The sequence below is a fragment of the Achromobacter sp. ACM02 genome, from assembly GCF_014851605.1.
GTDB lineage: Bacteria > Pseudomonadota > Gammaproteobacteria > Burkholderiales > Burkholderiaceae_B > Achromobacter > Achromobacter aegrifaciens.
Map to the genome: position 1 here is coordinate 81,676 of NZ_JACUZY010000003.1, position 15,949 is coordinate 97,624.

Annotated in this window: 15 protein-coding genes; 5 read left to right on the forward strand and 10 right to left on the reverse strand. The window is 67.2% G+C overall.

What is annotated here, in order from left to right; translation table 11 throughout:
• Nucleotides 1–134: 134 nt before the first annotated feature.
• From IB258_RS09210 to IB258_RS30495, 4 genes are all read left to right on the forward strand, one after another.
• Nucleotides 135–920 (forward strand): IclR family transcriptional regulator, encoded by a 786-nt coding sequence (locus IB258_RS09210; RefSeq protein ID WP_054457416.1) that lies wholly within the window; start codon nt 135–137, stop codon nt 918–920.
• Nucleotides 921–942: 22 nt separating this feature from the next.
• A complete protein-coding gene (locus tag IB258_RS09215; RefSeq protein WP_054457415.1) occupies nt 943–1,593 on the forward strand; it encodes a bifunctional 4-hydroxy-2-oxoglutarate aldolase/2-dehydro-3-deoxy-phosphogluconate aldolase in 651 nt (216 codons plus the stop codon).
• Nucleotides 1,586–2,518: a sugar kinase gene (locus IB258_RS09220; protein WP_175181117.1), complete on the forward strand. Its 933-nt coding sequence runs from the start codon at nt 1,586–1,588 to the stop codon at nt 2,516–2,518. Before IB258_RS09215 ends, IB258_RS09220 begins: the two co-directional genes overlap by 8 nt.
• Before the next feature lie 229 nt (nt 2,519–2,747).
• A complete protein-coding gene (locus IB258_RS30495; protein WP_255423380.1) occupies nt 2,748–2,876 on the forward strand; it encodes a hypothetical protein in 129 nt (42 codons plus the stop codon).
• Between the two features lie 91 nt (nt 2,877–2,967).
• Here the strand turns inward: IB258_RS30495 and IB258_RS09225 are convergent, their stop codons facing one another.
• On the reverse strand, nt 2,968–3,936 hold the full coding sequence (locus IB258_RS09225; RefSeq protein WP_054457411.1) for a LysR family transcriptional regulator: 969 nt from the start codon (nt 3,934–3,936) through the stop codon (nt 2,968–2,970).
• 224 nt (nt 3,937–4,160) lie between these two features.
• Here IB258_RS09225 and IB258_RS09230 point away from each other — a divergent pair, with 224 nt between their 5' ends.
• A complete protein-coding gene (locus tag IB258_RS09230; protein WP_054457409.1) occupies nt 4,161–5,096 on the forward strand; it encodes a glycosyltransferase family A protein in 936 nt (311 codons plus the stop codon).
• A 44-nt stretch (nt 5,097–5,140) separates the two neighbouring features.
• Here the strand turns inward: IB258_RS09230 and IB258_RS09235 are convergent, their stop codons facing one another.
• The 9 genes from IB258_RS09235 to IB258_RS09275 all read right to left on the reverse strand — a co-directional run bounded on the left by IB258_RS09235 (nt 5,141) and on the right by IB258_RS09275 (nt 15,941).
• Nucleotides 5,141–5,890 carry an ABC transporter ATP-binding protein gene (locus IB258_RS09235; protein WP_054457408.1) on the reverse strand — a complete coding sequence of 250 codons (750 nt, stop codon included), beginning with the start codon at nt 5,888–5,890 and terminating at the stop codon, nt 5,141–5,143.
• Nucleotides 5,890–7,683 (reverse strand): ATP-binding cassette domain-containing protein, encoded by a 1,794-nt coding sequence (locus IB258_RS09240; protein ID WP_175159411.1) that lies wholly within the window; start codon nt 7,681–7,683, stop codon nt 5,890–5,892. Before IB258_RS09240 ends, IB258_RS09235 begins: the two co-directional genes overlap by 1 nt.
• Nucleotides 7,680–8,720, reverse strand: a complete 1,041-nt coding sequence (locus IB258_RS09245; RefSeq protein ID WP_119449705.1) for a branched-chain amino acid ABC transporter permease — start codon at nt 8,718–8,720, stop codon at nt 7,680–7,682. Before IB258_RS09245 ends, IB258_RS09240 begins: the two co-directional genes overlap by 4 nt.
• 235 nt (nt 8,721–8,955) lie before the next feature.
• Nucleotides 8,956–10,107 carry an ABC transporter substrate-binding protein gene (locus tag IB258_RS09250; RefSeq protein ID WP_054457402.1) on the reverse strand — a complete coding sequence of 384 codons (1,152 nt, stop codon included), beginning with the start codon at nt 10,105–10,107 and terminating at the stop codon, nt 8,956–8,958.
• 190 nt (nt 10,108–10,297) lie between these two features.
• Nucleotides 10,298–11,026 carry an SDR family NAD(P)-dependent oxidoreductase gene (locus tag IB258_RS09255; protein WP_059371593.1) on the reverse strand — a complete coding sequence of 243 codons (729 nt, stop codon included), beginning with the start codon at nt 11,024–11,026 and terminating at the stop codon, nt 10,298–10,300.
• 50 nt (nt 11,027–11,076) lie between these two features.
• Nucleotides 11,077–11,862: a cyclase family protein gene (locus tag IB258_RS09260; protein ID WP_054457398.1), complete on the reverse strand. Its 786-nt coding sequence runs from the start codon at nt 11,860–11,862 to the stop codon at nt 11,077–11,079.
• 43 nt (nt 11,863–11,905) lie between these two features.
• Entirely contained in the window at nt 11,906–13,147 is a 1,242-nt protein-coding gene (locus IB258_RS09265; protein WP_192352502.1) for an SDR family NAD(P)-dependent oxidoreductase, read from the reverse strand.
• Entirely contained in the window at nt 13,144–14,310 is a 1,167-nt protein-coding gene (locus IB258_RS09270; protein WP_192352503.1) for a thiolase family protein, read from the reverse strand. Before IB258_RS09270 ends, IB258_RS09265 begins: the two co-directional genes overlap by 4 nt.
• Complete coding sequence (locus tag IB258_RS09275; protein WP_192352504.1) at nt 14,307–15,941, reverse strand: AMP-binding protein; 1,635 nt, start codon at nt 15,939–15,941, stop codon at nt 14,307–14,309. Before IB258_RS09275 ends, IB258_RS09270 begins: the two co-directional genes overlap by 4 nt.
• Between the last annotated feature and the right edge of the window lie 8 nt (nt 15,942–15,949).

The following is a 15,949-nucleotide window of genomic DNA, read 5'->3' on the forward strand; positions in this document are numbered from 1 at the left end:
TATATGGACAAAACAAGAACTCACTAGCTGTACAAATAAACAGTATCGCAGATTCGTCTGAAATTCGCGCTGTCGGCGTTGCACGTTCTGCAGATTCACTGCTAAAGGCATATGGCCATTAGCTGGAGACAAACTTGCTGGAAACCAAGGTCCCGGGCGCCGCGGCGTTCGCCAAATTCATGACGGTGCTGCAGGCGGTGGCGGATGCGCCCCAGCCGCCCACGGCCGCGTCGTTGGCGCGCAGCTGCGGCTATCCCCGGCCCACCGTCTACCGCATCGTCGCGGCGCTGGCCGAACAAGGCATGGTGGCCGAAACCGGCGGCGCCTACCGCCTGGGGCCGCGCCTGATGTCGCTGGCCAGCCGGGCCTGGTCGCAGTTCGACCTGCGCGCGGCGCTGGCGCCCGACCTGCAGGCCCTGCGCGATGAAACCGGCGAAACCGTGCACCTGGCCGTGCCTGCCGGACACGAGATGACCTATATCGACAAGCTGGAAAGCCCCGGGCCGGTGCGCATGGCCTCGCGCGTCGGGGCCAGCGTGGCGCTGCATTCCAGCGCGGTCGGCAAGGCTTACCTGGCGGCGCTGGATCCAGCCTCGCGGGAACGCCTCTTGCGCGAATTGCCGCTGACTGCCCGCATGCCCGGCACCGTGACCAGCCTGCCCGAACTGCGCGCCGTGCTGGACGCGGCCGCCGCCCGCGGCTACGCCACGGACGACGAGGAAAACGAAGCTGGCATCGTCTGCTACGGCGTAGCCTTGTGCGACGCGGCCGGACGGCCCGTCGCGGGCGTCAGCGTCAGTACCCTGCTGTTCCGGCGGCGCGAAGACCCGCAAGCCGCCTATATCGAACCCTTGCTGCGGCTGCGCGATGCCGCCGCGGCCAAACTCGCCGTCCTGCCGGTATCGCCCGGCGGCGCCTGACCGTCTGCCCCCAAGGAATGCCATGACCGCAACCGCTGCCCCTCTTGCCTCCAAGCTCTCCACCCTCCTGGCCTCCCGGGTCGTCCCCGTGCTGCGCTACACGGACGCCGCCACCGCCGCCTATGCGGCCGAAGTCGCGGTGGCCGCCGGCTGCACCACGCTGGAACTGACCTGGACCATCCCCGGCGTCACCGACCTGCTGCGGGCGCTGCGCGACAAGCACGGCAGCGCGCTGCTGCTGGGCGTGGGCACGGTGCTGGACGAGCACCAGGCGCGCGAGGCCTTGGTCGCGGGCGCGGACTTCCTCGTGTCGCCGGCGCTGGCCACCGACATCGTCGACCTGGCGCATGCGGCCGACGCGCTCTGCCTGCTGGGCGCCTTTACCCCCACCGAAGTGCTGGCGGCGCGCCGCGCGGGCGTGGACGTGGTGAAGATATTCCCCGCAGACACCGGCGGCCCCAAGCACCTGGCCGCGCTCAAGTCGGTGTATCCGGATACCATTTTCTGCCCCACGGGCGGCGTCACCCAGGACAACATGGGCTCGTACTTCGCCGCCGGCGCCGCCATCGTCGGCATCGGCAGCAACCTCTATGACAAGGCGGCCTTCGCTGCCCGCGACACCGCCGCGCTGGTGGCGCAGATCGTTCGCACCCGGGAGGCCGCCCATGGCTGATTTCGATATCGTCGCGTTGGGCGAGCCGCTGGTCGAACTGAACCAGACGCATCAGGACCAGCGCCAGTATCTGCAGGGCTTTGGCGGCGACACCTCCAACGCCGTCATCGCAGCCGCGCGGCAGGGCGCAAGCTGCGCCTATCTGACGCGTGTCGGCAACGACGCCTTTGGCCAGCAGTTCCTGGACTTGTGGCAGACCGAGGGCGTGGATACCTCCGGCGTGCAGGTGGATGAGCAGGCCCACACCGGCTTGTACTTCGTGCAGCACGGCCCCGACGGCCATGCCTTCAGCTACCTGCGCCGCGGCTCGGCCGCCAGCCTGATGACGCCGGCCAGCCTGGACTCGGGCCTGATCGAACGCGCCCGCTACCTGCACGTGTCGGGCATCAGCCTGGCGATCAGCACCAGCGCCTGCGACACCGTGTTCGCCGCCATCGAGCGCGCGCACGCGGCCGGCGTCCAGGTCAGCCTGGATTCGAACTTGCGGCTGCGCCTGTGGCCGGTGGACCGCGCCCGCGCCGTGCTGCGCGAAACCATGCGCACGGCCGACCTGTTCCTGCCCAGCATGGACGATATGCAGCATCTCACTGGCAACGACGATCCGGAACGCACGCTGGACTGGATCCGCGATGCCGGCGCCACCGGCGTGGTGGTGCTGAAGCTGGGCAAGGACGGCTCCATCATTGACGACGGCCAGCGCCGCGTACCCGTGGCCGCCTTGCGCGTGGATGCGGTGGACGCGACCGGCGCGGGCGACTGCTTCGCCGGCAGCCTGTTGGCGCGCCGTTGCCTGGGAGACTCCTGGGAAGACGCCGTGCGTTACGCCAATGCCGCGGCGGCCTTGTCCACGCTGGGCTATGGCGCGGTGGATCCGCTGCCGCGCAAGGAACAGGTGCTGGAGCGGCTGAAGAGCCTTTCCGGCTGATTGCAGGAGGGGCGTGGACGGGTGCGGGCGCCTATTCAGGCTGACTGGGGCGGCGTTCCGTCCCGCATTTTGATTGCGTCAGGCGCGAACGTGGCGGAAACGCCGCATTTTTCCGTCGCTGGCGCCGTCAGGGCATTTCAGGCTAAAATGCCAAGTTACCTGAATTTTCCGCCAGCCCAGTTTCCGGTTGTGCGGGCAACATTTCCGCAAATTCAACAGGAGAATCAACATGGCTGAACGCAAACGCGTGCGTCGCAACACCCTGGAACGTCGTTGCCTGGGCAAGGCTTTCAAGCGCTTGTTCGTCACGTCGCCCAAGGGCGTTTTCAAGATGCTGGAAAAGATCAAGCGCGTCTAAGTGACGCGTCCGGCCGCAGCCCAGGCTCGGCCAGATCAAAAAAACCGCTCGGTGCGCCGAGCGGTTTTTTTTTTGTCCTGCGGGGGCCAGCCTATTTCTTGTCCTGGGGCGGACCGAGCTTGGGCCGGATGAAGTCCATGAAGGCCCGGGTCTTGGCCGGCTGGATGCTGGACGGATACACCACGTAGATCGAGATCGGATCCACCGACCAGCCTGGCAGCACCCGCTTGAGCGAATTGCGCCTGATGATGGGCTCCAGCGCCAGGCAATGCGGCATGCGCGTGATCGCCAGATCCAGGCCCGCCAGGGTGCCCGCGATGCTCATGTTGTTGGCCGCCAGGTGGCCGCTGACCGGCACGCGTTCGCTGACCGCGCCGCGGCGCAGCGTCCAGTGCGAATGCGCCTCGTCGATGGTGGTGCGCAGGCACTGGTGCTGGGTGAGATCCGCCGGCGTCTTGGGCTCGCCGTAGCGTTCCAGGTAGCGGTCGGAGGCATACAGGTAGTTGTTCAGGGAGACCAGCTCCTGCACGACCGCCCCGCTGTGCATGCCCCGGTTGCCATTCAGATCGGCGGCGCTGGCCGACGCCAGCGGGTAATCCGCGTTGCTGCCAAAGCGCAGCACGATGTCGAACGGCGTGCCTTGCGCGTCGGAGGCCGTCATCATGCTCAGGTCGAACTCGCATTCCACTTCCGGATAGCGGTCGGTGAAATCATTGATGGTTTCTGGCAACAGCCAGATCGCCAGGCTGTAGGGCATGGATACCCGGAGGTTGCCGGACGGGCCGCCGGACAGGGATTGCAGCTGCTCGTGCGCCAACCTGGCTTCGTCGATCAGGCCCTGGCAGCGCCGCATATAGGCCGCGCCGGCTTCGGTGAGGTCGAGGCGGCGCGTGTTGCGGTTGATCAACCGCAGGCCGATGGCGCGCTCCAACTCGTTGATGCGGCGCGATAAAGTCGAGGTCGGCATGTTCAGCGCGCGCGCCGCCAGGCTGAAGCTCTTGCGCTTGGCAACCTCCACGAACAAGGCGATGTCATTGAGCTGGACGGTCGAAGCTTCCATAGGCATTCCGATTTTGGCCGCCCGAGTGTACGCCACTACGGAGTGCGTCCCAAGGCAACTACGGCTTCGCGAAGTCCCGCGAATTGCAGTTTTTGTCAGATTTGATTGCAAATTTGAGGCCGACGGGGCCGGTACGCGCGAGCATATCCCCTAAACTTCAGGCGAAAACACCAAAACCAAGACCGCAGCGCTTGCTCGACGCATCGCAAAGGGGCTCAGTGGGCATGACCGACACACCAACTTTATTCACTGTTTTAACGCCCACCTACAATCGGGCGGGCACGCTGCACCGGGTATATGAATCCCTTTCCCGGCAGACTTTCCGGGATTTCGAATGGGTCGTGGTGGACGACGGTTCCACCGACAACACCCACGAATCGATCCTGGACTGGCAGGCGCGCGCCGATTTTCCCATCCGTTATTTCTGGCAGAACAACCGCCACAAGAAAACCGCCTTCAACCGTGGCGTGCGCGAGGCGCGCGGCGAACTCATCGTCGCGCTGGACAGCGACGACGAAATGCCGCCCGATGCCCTGGCCACATTCAAGGAGGCCTGGGACAGCATTCCGCCGGCGCGGCGCGAATCCTACGTGGCCGTGACGGGCCTGTGTGCGCGTCCCGATGGCAGCATCGTCGGCGACCGCTATCCGCAGGACGTGTTCGACAGCACGGCGGTGGATGTCTATTTCCGCTATCGCATCAAAGGCGAGAAATTCGGCTGTATGCGCACCGACATTCTCAGGAAGTACCCCTTCCCCGAGGATGTCGCGGGCTTTGTGCCCGAAAGCCTGGTGTGGTGGGCGATTGCGCGGGCGGGGTATCTCAGCCGCTTCATCAACCGCGTGGTGCGGACTTACCACGACACGCCCGGCGGCCTGAGCCAGGGCGCGGTTTCCGTGGGCAACAATGCCCAAGGCCTGTACCTGCTGGCCTGGGACGTGTTGCAGCATCACCTGGAATTCTTCCGCTACCGGCCGCGCGAATTCATCATGGCCGCGATCCGCTACACGCGCTTTCGGCTGCATCTGAAGCATTCCGGCGTGCCGACGGCGGTGCAAGCCTACAAGCTGACCAATCCCATGGCGAAGTTCATGGTCGCGGCCCTGTGGCCGCTGGGCTATGCCATGTACCGCCGCGACAGACGCCGCGGCGTGGCCTGAAGCCTGCCAAGCTGGCAGGCCCTTGGCAGGCTTCTGCCGGCGTTTCAGGCGGGCGTTGAGGCAGGGGCTCCGTGCCCCAGTCCCAGATACACCTCGACCACGCGCGGGTCTTCCGCCACCTGGGCGGCCGGGCCTTCCAGCGTGACGGCGCCTGTTTCCAGCACATAGGCATAGTCCGCCACCTGCAGCGCGGCGCGGGCGTTCTGTTCGATCAGCAGGATGGACACGCCCATCTCGCGCAAGCGCGTGACGATGCGGAACACTTCGCGCACGATGCGCGGCGCCAGGCCCAGGCTGGGCTCGTCCAGCATCAGCAGCTTGGGCTTGGCCATCAGCGCGCGGCCCACCGCCAGCATCTGGCGTTCGCCGCCGGATAGCGTGCCGGACAGCTGGGCGCGGCGCTCCTTCAAGCGCGGAAACAGTTCATAGACCTCGGCCAACGTCTGGTCCTGGTCGCGCAGGCCGCTGCGGAAGCGGTGGAACGCGCCCAGCATCAGATTGTCTTCCACCGTCATCTCGGCGAACAGCTCGCGCTTCTCAGGCACCAGGTTCATGCCGGCCGCCACCATTTCCTCGATCTCGGCATGCTCCTGGACCTTGCCGCCAAAGACGATCCGGCCGCTGGACGGCAGCACGCCCATGATGGCAGACAGCAAGGTGGTCTTGCCGGCGCCGTTGGGGCCGATCACGGTCACGATCTGGCCTTCGCCTACTTCCAGGCTGACGCCCGAGACGGCCTCGACCTTGTCGTAGGCCACGCGCAGGTCGCGCACTTCCAGCAGTTTCGCGCTCATCATTCCACTCCGCCCAGATAGGCTTCAAGCACCGCGGGGTTGTTCTGGATCTCGGCGGGGAGGCCTTCGGCGATCTTTTCGCCGAAGTCCATGACCACCACGCGGTCCACCAAGCCCATCACGAAGTCCATGTCGTGCTCCACCAGCAGGATGGCCATGCCTTCGGCGCGCAGCTTCTTCAGCAATTCGGCCAGCTCGCATTTTTCCTGGTAGCGCAGGCCGGCGGCGGGCTCGTCCAGCAGCAGGATGCAGGGGTCGGACGCCAGCGCGCGGGCGATTTCCAGGATGCGCTGCTGTCCCAGGGCCAGCGAGCCGGCCTCGTCGTGCAGATGCTTGCCCAGGCCCACGCGCTCGACCTGGCGGGCGGCTTCGGCCAGCAGGCGCGCTTCCTCGGCGCGGTCCAGCCGCCAGGCGGCAGGCAGCACGCCGCGATGGCCGCGCAGATGCGCGCCGATGGCCACGTTCTCCAGCACGCTCATGCGGCCCAGCAGGCGCACGTGCTGGAAGGTGCGCGACAGGCCCAGCCGCGCGATGCGGCGCGCGCCGACGCCGGCCACGGAATGGCCCAGCAGCGTCACCGTGCCGGAAGTCGGCGTGTCCACGCCCGAGATCTGGTTGAACATGGTGCTCTTGCCCGCGCCGTTGGGCCCGATCAGCGCCAGGATTTCGCCGGCGCGGATTTCCAGGTTCATGGCGTTGTTGGCGACCAGGCCGCCGAACTTGCGGGTCACGTCCACGGCCTTGAGCACCACCTCGCCGCGCGGCGGCATGGGCTTGCGCGGCAGCGGCTCGGCGTTCATGTCCAGCTTGCGCTGTTGCTTCTTCACCGGCACGCAGCGCGTCAGCACCGGCCACAGGCCGCTGCGGGCGCGGTGCAGCAGCAGCACCATGCCGAAGCCGAATACGATCACCTCGAAGTTGCCGGTCTGGCCCAGCAGTTTGGGCATCCAGTCCTGCAGCCATTGCTTGAGCACGGTGAAGACGCCCGCGCCGACCAGCGCGCCCCAGACCTGTCCCGCGCCGCCGATGACGGTCATGAACAGGTACTCGATGCCCATCTGCAGGCCGAAGGGGTTGGGGTTCACGAAGCGCTGCATGTGCGCGTACAGCCAGCCCGAGGCGCAGGCCTGCAGCGCGGCGATGATGAAGATCACCATGCGCGAGCGCGCAGTATCCACGCCCATCGATTCGGCCATCACGCGGCCGCCCTTGAGCGCCCGGATGGCGCGGCCCTCGCGCGAATCCAGCAGGTTCTGCGTGGACCATACGGCCACCAGCAGGAAGGCCCAGATCAGGTAGTAGATGTTGTCGCCCTGGTTCAGCGTCCAGCCGAACAGGTTGATGGCGGGAATGTCCGGGATGCCGGTGTGGCCGCCCAGGCCCTCCACCGAGCCGAAGACGAAGTACAGCGACAGGCCCCAGGCGATGGTGCCCAGTGGCAGGAAATGCCCCGACAGCTTCAGCGTGATCGCGCCCAGCAGGTAAGCGATGACCAGCGTGAGCAACAGCCCCGCCAGCAGGGTCAGCCAGGGCGATGCGCCCAGCCATGCCAGCCAGGACGGCAGCGTGTCCGAGCGGGTGGTCAGCAACGCCGTGGTGTAGGCGCCCACGCCCACGAACGCGGCCTGCCCGAAACTCGTCAGTCCGCCGACGCCGGTCAGCAGCACCAGGCCCAGCGCCACCATGGCGTACAGGCCGATGTAGTTCAGCAAGGTGACGTAGAACGGCGGCAGCGCCAGCGGCGCCAGGGCCAGCAGCGCCAGGAATGCGAAGAGGATGTGGCGCGGGTTCATTCGTCTTCTTCCTCGACGTGATGGCTTTTCAGTGAACGCCAGAGCAGCACGGGGATGATCAGCGTGAACACAATGATTTCTTTGTAGGCGCTGGCCCAGAACGAGGAGAAGGCTTCGATCAGGCCGACCAGGATGGCGCCGGCCGCGGCTAGCGGATAGCTCACCAGGCCGCCGATGATGGCGCCCACGAAGCCCTTCAGGCTGACCATGAAGCCGGAGTCGAAGTACATGGTGGTGATGGGCGCAATCAGGATGCCCGACACCGTGCCGATCAGCGCAGCCAGGAAGAACGTGGCCTTGCCGGCGAAGATCGGCGAAATGCCCATCAGCCGCGCGCCCAGCCGGTTGAAGGCGGCTGCGCGCAGGGCCTTGCCGTACATCGAGCGTTCAAAGAACTGGTAGAGCACGACGATGAGCAAGGCCGACACCGCCACCACCCACAGCGCCTGGCTGTTGACGTTCAACGGCCCCAGCGCCAGGCTGGCGTCGCTGAAGGGCGCCGTGCGCGCGCCTTCCGCGCCGAAGGCCAGCAGCCCCAGGCCCACCAGCGCCAGGTGCACGGCAATGGAGACGATCAGCAGCACCAGCGTCGAGGCCGACGCGATGGGCTGGTAGAACAAGCGGTACAGCTGCGGTCCCATCGGCACCAGCAGCAGCAGCGTCAGCAGCGCCTGCGCCGCCATCGGCAGCTGGGCCAGCGGCAGGTTGTAGAACAGCGCGGCCAGCACCAGCGGATAGGCCACCTTGACCGCCATGCGCCAGACGCCGCGGTTGCGCCCGGGGCGCTTGCGCCGCGCGAGCAGATCGGCGCCGACCTCGGCCAGCGCGAAGGCAAACAGCAGCCACACAAGCAGCACCGGCTTGCCGGCCTGCAACGCGGCCATGGTGAGCGCGCCGAACGCGACGAACTCGCCTTGCGGGATGAACAGCACGCGGGTGACGGTAAAGACCAGCAGGATGGACAAGGCCAGCAGCGCATAGATGGCGCCGTTGGTGATGCCGTCCTGCCCGAGTATCAGGGCAATCTGAGCATTCATGCGAAATTCCGGGTAAGACAGACAAGCAAGCCAGGCACATCACCCCCTATCTGCGCGCCTACGGAAGCAAACTCTGCGCACCCTATCGGGATGCCGCGGAGCCGACTCTGCGCATTCGATCGAGATGCCACGAAGCAGGCTCTGTGCATCCCTAGCGGGATGCCGCGGAGCCGGGCTCTGCCGGTCCGCAGGCATGCCCCCCTGGGGGGGAAGCGCGCAGCGCTTCGGGGGGGGACTATTTCACCAATGTCCAGGCGCCGTCCTTGACGGTGATGAGCTCGCGGCCGCGGTCGTCAAAGCCGCTGTGGTCGGCGGCCGTCATGTTGTAGACGCCTTGCGTGCCAACCAGCTCCTTGGTCTGTTCCAGCGCATCGCGCAGCGCGTTGCGGAACTCCTTGGTGCCCGGCTTGCCGGCCTTTTCCGCCAGCGGCACGGCCTTCTCCAGCAGCAGGCCGGCGTCATAGACGTTGGCGCCGAAGGTGGCGGGCTTGGAGCCGTTGAGTTTTTCGTAGGCGGCGATGTAGTCCGAAGCGACCTTCTTGGACGGGTTGCTGTCCGGCATTTCCGGCAGCACCAGCATCAGGCTGGCGGCCAGCACCGTGCCTTCGACCTTCTTGCCGCCCAGCTTCAGGAAGTCGGGCAGGGCCGCGCCGTGGGTCTGGTAGAACTTGCCCTTGTAGCCCTGGTCGAACAGGGTGGTCTGGGGCAGCACGCTGGCGGCGCCGGGGGCGGCCACCAGCACGGCGTCCGGCTTGGCGGCCAGGATCTTCAGCGCCTGGCCCGTGACCGAGCTGTCAAAGCGCAGGTAGCGTTCGTTGGCGGCGATCTTGATGCCCTTTTCGGCGGCCATGCCCGAGAAGACCTTGTACCAGTTCTCGCCGTAGGGATCGTTCAGGCCGATGAAGCCGACAGTCTTGATGCCGGTCTTGGCCATGTGGTCGACCAGCGCGCGCGCAATGATGTCGTCGTTCTGCGTGGTCTTGAAGACCCACTTCTTCTGGTCGTTCATGGGCAGCACGACGGCGGCGGTGCCCACGGGCGCCAGCATCGGCACGCCGGCTTCCGCCGCGAACTGGATCACGCCCATGGCGTTGGGCGAGCCCGACGGGCCGATCAGCGCGTCCACGTTCTGCTCCGAGATCAGCTTCTTGAAGGCCGTCACCGAGTTGGTGGAATCGCTGGCGTCATCCAGCGAGATGTATTCCACGGTCAGGTCGCCGATTTTCTTCGGCAGCAGCGGCACGGTGTTCTTCTGGGGAATCCCCACCAGGGCCGTCGGGCCGGTGGATGAAGTGACGACGCCGACCTTGACTTGGGCCAGGGCGGGCAGGGCGAACAGCGCGGCTACCGCGGCGGCAGCGGCCAGGGGGAGTTTCTTCGACAGCATGGCAAAACCTCCGGATAGGGAGCAGGGTGGGGGTGCGGCTGGAAAACGGAGAAAACGGGTACTTCTGTGCTTGCTTGGTTTGCTTTAATACTTGTTGCTTAAACTTTCTGTGCGCAGGCTCGCACTGTAGACCTGGTCCGCAGTGCTTACCTATCCGTCAAAACCCGAAGCGGGCTCGCGCGACGCGTGTTCAGATGGTGATGGAGCTGACGCTGGCGCCGCCGCAGACGAACAGCGTCTGGCCGGTGACGAAGCTGTTGGCGGGATCCGAGAAGAACATGACGGCGCGCGCCACGTCGTCGGAACGCCCCAGACGCTTGACCGGTATGCCGGCCGCCAGCTGCTTTTCGCGCTCGCTGCCGGGCTCGATCACCTCGTAGAACATGTCGGTCTGGATCGGACCGGGAGCCACCACGTTGACCGTGATGCCATAAGGCGCCAGCTCCAGCGACCAGGTGCGCGCCATGCCCACCATGCCGGCCTTGGTGGCCGAATAGGCAGTGCGGGTCGGCAGGCCCAGTGCGCCGCGCGAGGACATCATCACGATGCGGCCGAACTTGCGCTCCTGCATGCCGGGCAGGGCGGCCTGCACCAGGCTGATGGCCGCGCCCAGGTGGATCTGGGTCAGGCCGTGCAGTTCTTCCTGCGTGACCTGCGGCAGCAGGTTGGGCCAGATGACGCCGGCGTTGTGAATGACGTGGCTGATGGGAAACCTGGCAGCGGCTTCGGCGCCCGCTTGCGCGGTGGCCTCGGCGTCCAGCAGGTCCACCTGCACGTTGTGCAGGCGCGGGTGGCTGAAGTCGGCGGCACGGCGCGCCATGGAAATCACTTCGTAGCCCGCGTCCAGCATGCTGCGGCAGATTTCGGCGCCGATGCCGGCGCTGCCGCCGGTGACGATGGCGACGTTGGTGTGCGTCATGGGTATCCCCCTGTTGTCGTTGTCGTGAGGCCGGCTCTGGGGCGGCCTGCTCAGGCCTTGGGCGCCAGCGCCAGCACGCGCAGCGGGCTGCCCGAGCCGCTGCGGATCTTGAGCGGCGCCGAGAAGATCACCGCGCCGGTGGGCGGCAGCTGGTCCAGGTTGGTCATGCATTGCAGGCCGTAGCGGTTGTTGCCATGCATGTAGTAGTGGCAAGGATAGGGGGGATCCAGGTGCTGCGCCTGGCCCGCGTCGGTGCCGACCGACTCGGTGCCGAAACCGTGCACGTCGCGTTCCTTGATCAGCCAGGGCACCACTTCAGCGTCCGGGCCGGGCGAGTGCGCCCCGTCTTCCTGCTGGTTCAGGTAATCGGCGGGCTTGGCGCGCTTGGACCAGTCGGTGCGCATCAGCACCCAGGAACGCGCGGGAATGCGGCCATGCTGCTCTTCCCATTTCTTCACGAAGTCGATGGTCAGCAGGAAATCGGGGTTGTCGCGCGACTCGGCCGAGCAGTCGATGACGCAGGCGCTGGCGATGAAGGCTTCCACCGGAATGGTGTCGACGGTGTTGTCCGGCTGGTCCTTGCCCGTGACCCAGTGGGCCGGCGCGTCAAAGTGGGTGCCGGTGTGTTCGGAGCACGAGAAGTTGTTCCAGTACCAGGCGGGGCCGCGCTCGTCGTAGCGCGAGATCTCCTCGATGCGGAACGGCCAGGCCTGGCCGAATTCCGGCGGCAGCACGATGGTCGGGAATTCCGGCGTCAGCGTTTCGGTCAGGTCCACCACGCGGATGCGGCCGGACATCAGTTCGGCCATGAATTGGGCAAGAATGTTTTGGCTCATGTGCTGTTCCTCTAGGTTCGTACGTTGTCGGGGCGGCGGGCCGTCAGGCTCCCAGCTCCCGTTCCAGTCCCTTGGGGTTTTCCGCCAGCCGGGCGCGGAATTCCTGCGCGACATCGCCGACGTAGACGTCCTCGATGCCGTCCTTGAGCGCGCGCACGATGGCGGCCGCGATCGCGGCAGGCGCCACGCGCGGGGGCGGCGTGCGCTGCTCCCATTCGTGATCCACCGGCCCGGGGAACACGTTCACCACCCGCACGCCCGCGCCGCGCATCTCGGCGCGCAGACATTGCGCCAGGGACAGCGCAGCCGCCTTGGACGCCGACCACATGCCGCGCGACGGCAGGTTCATGTGGGCGTAGATGGACAGCACGTTGACCCAGGCCGTGGCGCTGTTCACGCCGTCCGCCGCGCGTCCGCACAGGGCCGGGCCGAAGCTCTGCGCCAGGCGCATCAGCCCCAGCACGTTCACGTCCATGGCGTCGCGCGCCGTGTTCACGTCCTTGCGGTTCAGCAGCCCGCCTTCGCGTTCCAGGTCGGCGGTGTTCACCAGGATCTCGACCTTGCCGCCGATGGAGGCGGCGGCGCGCTCGACTGAATCGGTATCGGTCACGTCCAGCACCACCGCCTGCACCCGCGGGTCTGCCGCCAGGGCCGCGTAGGCGGCGTCGCGCTTCCAGGCTTGCGGGTCGCCCAGGAACACGGTCGGGCAGCCGGCGTCCAGCAGGGCGCGCGCCACGGCCTGGCCCACCGCCGACTTGCCGTCGGTGACGAGCGCGCGGCGGAACTTCGGATCGCAAGAGGTTTCGCGCAGGGTCTTGTCGTCTTCCATGTTGGGCGTATTCCTTTCAGGCAGGGCGATCATCACGGCCTGGCCGCTGCGGTCCAGCTTCAGCGCCAGGCGCACGCGGTCGCCGTCGGCGCAGTCCTGGTGCACATGCGCCACCACGGATGGGCCGGCAGTCATGCGCACCGTGCCCACGCGCCAGGGCAGGCGTTCGCGGAAATACAGGTCGTTGCTGTGATGCAGGGTGGTGCTGACCAGCAGCACGCCGCCGGGATCGGCAGGCCGCCAGGGCAGATGCTCGGACAGGCAATGGCCGCAGACTTCGCGGGGCGGATACTGGACCGCGCCGCAATCGGCGCAGGTCTGCAGGTCGAAGCGGCCCTCGGCTGCGGCGGCGGTCAGCCCAAGCGCGCTGCGGCTGCGCCAGCCCGGCGGCAGCGTCGGCTGGCGGGTGCGGGCGATCGGGTTCTTGCGGGGCGGCTTGGCCAAGGGTTCGGTCATGCGTGGCTCCCCAGGATGGCCGCGGCCGTGCACAGCCCGCGGTCGTAATTGATCATGCCGAAGCCGCTCACCATGCCGAGGCGGGCGTCGGCCACCTGCGTGCCGCCGGCCGTGCCGCTCAACTGGCGCAGCGCTTCGACCATGCCCAGATAGCCGCCGGCGGCGCCGGCCTGGCCCACGGACAATTGGCCGCCGTTGGTGTTGAAGGGAAAGCTGCCGTCCACGGTGAAGCTGTTGTTGCGCACGAAGTCGGGGGCCGCGCCCTTCGGGCAGAAGCCCAGGTCTTCGATCTGCATCAGGTTGATGACGGGATAGTCGTCGTAGGCCTGCAGGAAATCCATGTCGCCGGGCTGGACGCCGGCCTGGCCGTAGAGTTCGTCCAGGTCCACGGTCCAGCCGCCGCGGGTCTGGATCGGGTCCTCGATCCAGGCGTTGTGGCGTTCGATGGTGGAGAGGATGCGGGCGTAGGGCAGGTTCAGCGCCCGCGCCCGGTCTTCGCTCATGACCAGGAAGCCGTCGGCGCCGGCGCAGGGCATCACGCAATCGAACAGGTGTATCGGGTCGGTGATGACGCGGGCGTCCAGGTACTGGGCGAGCGTCAACGGCTTCTTCATCAGCGCGTGCGGATAGCGCAGGGCGTTGTCGCGCTGCGCTACGCAAAGCTTGCCGAAGTCCTCGCGGGTGGCGCCGGTCGCGCGCATGTAGTTGGCGGTCAGCAGCGCGAAGCTGGCGTTGGGGCCGCCTGCGCCATAGGGGTAGACCGCGTCCTGCGCGAAGCGCGAGAACTGGCTGACCGTGTTGCGGAACGAGTCCACGTGGTTGGTGTCCCCTGCGATGCAGGCCACGATGCTGGCGTCGCCGGCCTGCACGGCGCGGGCCGCGCGGCGCAAGGCGGCCACGCCGCTGGCGCCGCCCATGGGGATATGGTCCAGCCAGCGCGGGCTCATGCCCAGGTGCTGCACCAGGCCGACGGCGGTGTCGGGCGCCAGGGTGAAGCTGGACACGCAGAGGCCGTCCACCTCGGTCTTGGCGATACCGGCCTGGCGGATCAGCGCGCCCAGCGCCCGTCCCAGCCACCAGTGGGCCGCATGGGTGGAATAGCGTTCATACGGAATCGTGACGGGCAGGGCCGCCACCACGCCGTCATAGCCCAGGCGGTTCATCGCGCGGGCTCCTGGCGCTTCTTCATGTGGCCGGTGTCCACGCAGCGGGCCGTGCCGGGCAGCGTGGGCGCCAGGGCTTTCATTTCGCCGCGCTGGATCTTGTTGGTGGTGGTCAGCGGCAGGCTGTCGACGAAGGCGACGTAGCCGGGGGCCTTGTAATAGGCCAGCTGCTCCAGGCTCCATTGCACGATGCTGCGGGCGGCCTCGGCCATTGCGACGCCCTCGGCCGGGAGGCTTTCGGGCACCACGCAGGCCAGCACTTCGTCGCCGCGCACGGCGTCGGGCACGGCGGCGACCGCCACGGCCTTCACCAGCGGGTGCTGCAGCAGCACGCTTTCGACTTCCACTGCGGAGATGTTCTCGCCGCTGCGGCGGATGACGTTCTTCTTGCGGTCCACGAAGCGCAGCGCGCCGTCGGCGTCGCGGCGCACGATGTCGCCGGTATGGAACCAGCCGTCCTCCCAGGCCTGGGAGGTCGCGTCCTGGTCCTTGAGGTAGCCGGCGAAGAATCCGTAGCGCGGGTCATCGCCGGCGTGGCGCACCAGCAATTCGCCCGGTTCGCCGGCGGCGGCTTCCAAGCCGGAATCAGCGACGATGCGCACCAGCACGTCTTCTTCCTCGCGGCCGAAGCAGCTGCTGCCGATGTGGCGCGGCTCATGGTTGGCGATGATGACGGCGCCCGCGCCAGTTTCGGTCATGGCCCAGGCTTCCAGCAGCGGAAAGCCGAAGCGTTCTTCAAAGGGCTGGTGCAGCTTGCGGTCCACTCCCGCGCCGAAACCGAAGCGGATGGCGGGCTGCTTATCCCGTGCGGACGGTTCGGCCTTCATCAGGATGGCGGGCATGACGCCCAGGTAGTGCAGCACCGTCGCGCCGGAATCGCGCACGCTGTCCCACCAGGTCTTGGGATGGAAGCGGTCCAGCGGAATCAGGCAGCCGCCGGTCAGGAGCATGGCCATGGCCGAGTACGCCATGGCGTTCATGTGGACCAGGGGCAGCGGCGTCAGCATGCGTTCCTGGCCAGGGCGCAGTTCGCACAAGCCGCCGATGCGCGCGTACCAGCCGCCGGCATGCAGGAAATAGCGGTTGGGCAGGATGCAGCCCTTGGGTCGTCCGGTGGTGCCGGAGGTATAGAGCAGGGCGCATTCGGTCAGGATATCGGGCTCGCTGCCCGCCAGCGGTGCCGCAAAGGGCGCGGCGGGCGGCGTGTCGTCCGGTCCCATCACACACAGTTCGCGGCCGGCGCGTTCTGCCGCGGCCAGCAGGTCGGCGTGGCGTTCGGGCAGGGCAACGGCCAAAGCGATCTCGGAATGCCCCGTCAGGTATTCCAGTTCCGCTGCGCGCAGATCGGGGTTGATGGGCACCACCGACACGCCCAGGGCGTTCAGCGCGAACCAGTGCAGGAAGAACGCGGGGCGGTTCTCCAGCAGCAGGCCGGCGCGGTGGCCGTGGCCGTAGCCGGCGCGCGCATAGGCCGCGCGCAGGGCCTCGATGGACTCGGCGGCCTGGGCGTAGCTTAGTTCGCCTGCGGCGATGCCATAGGCCTGGGCCGTTTCCGGCAGGATGCACAGGAAGGGCTGGGCGCCGTAGCGGGCCGCGGTGTCGCGGAATGCCTGATGGACCGTGGTGCTCACAAGCCGCT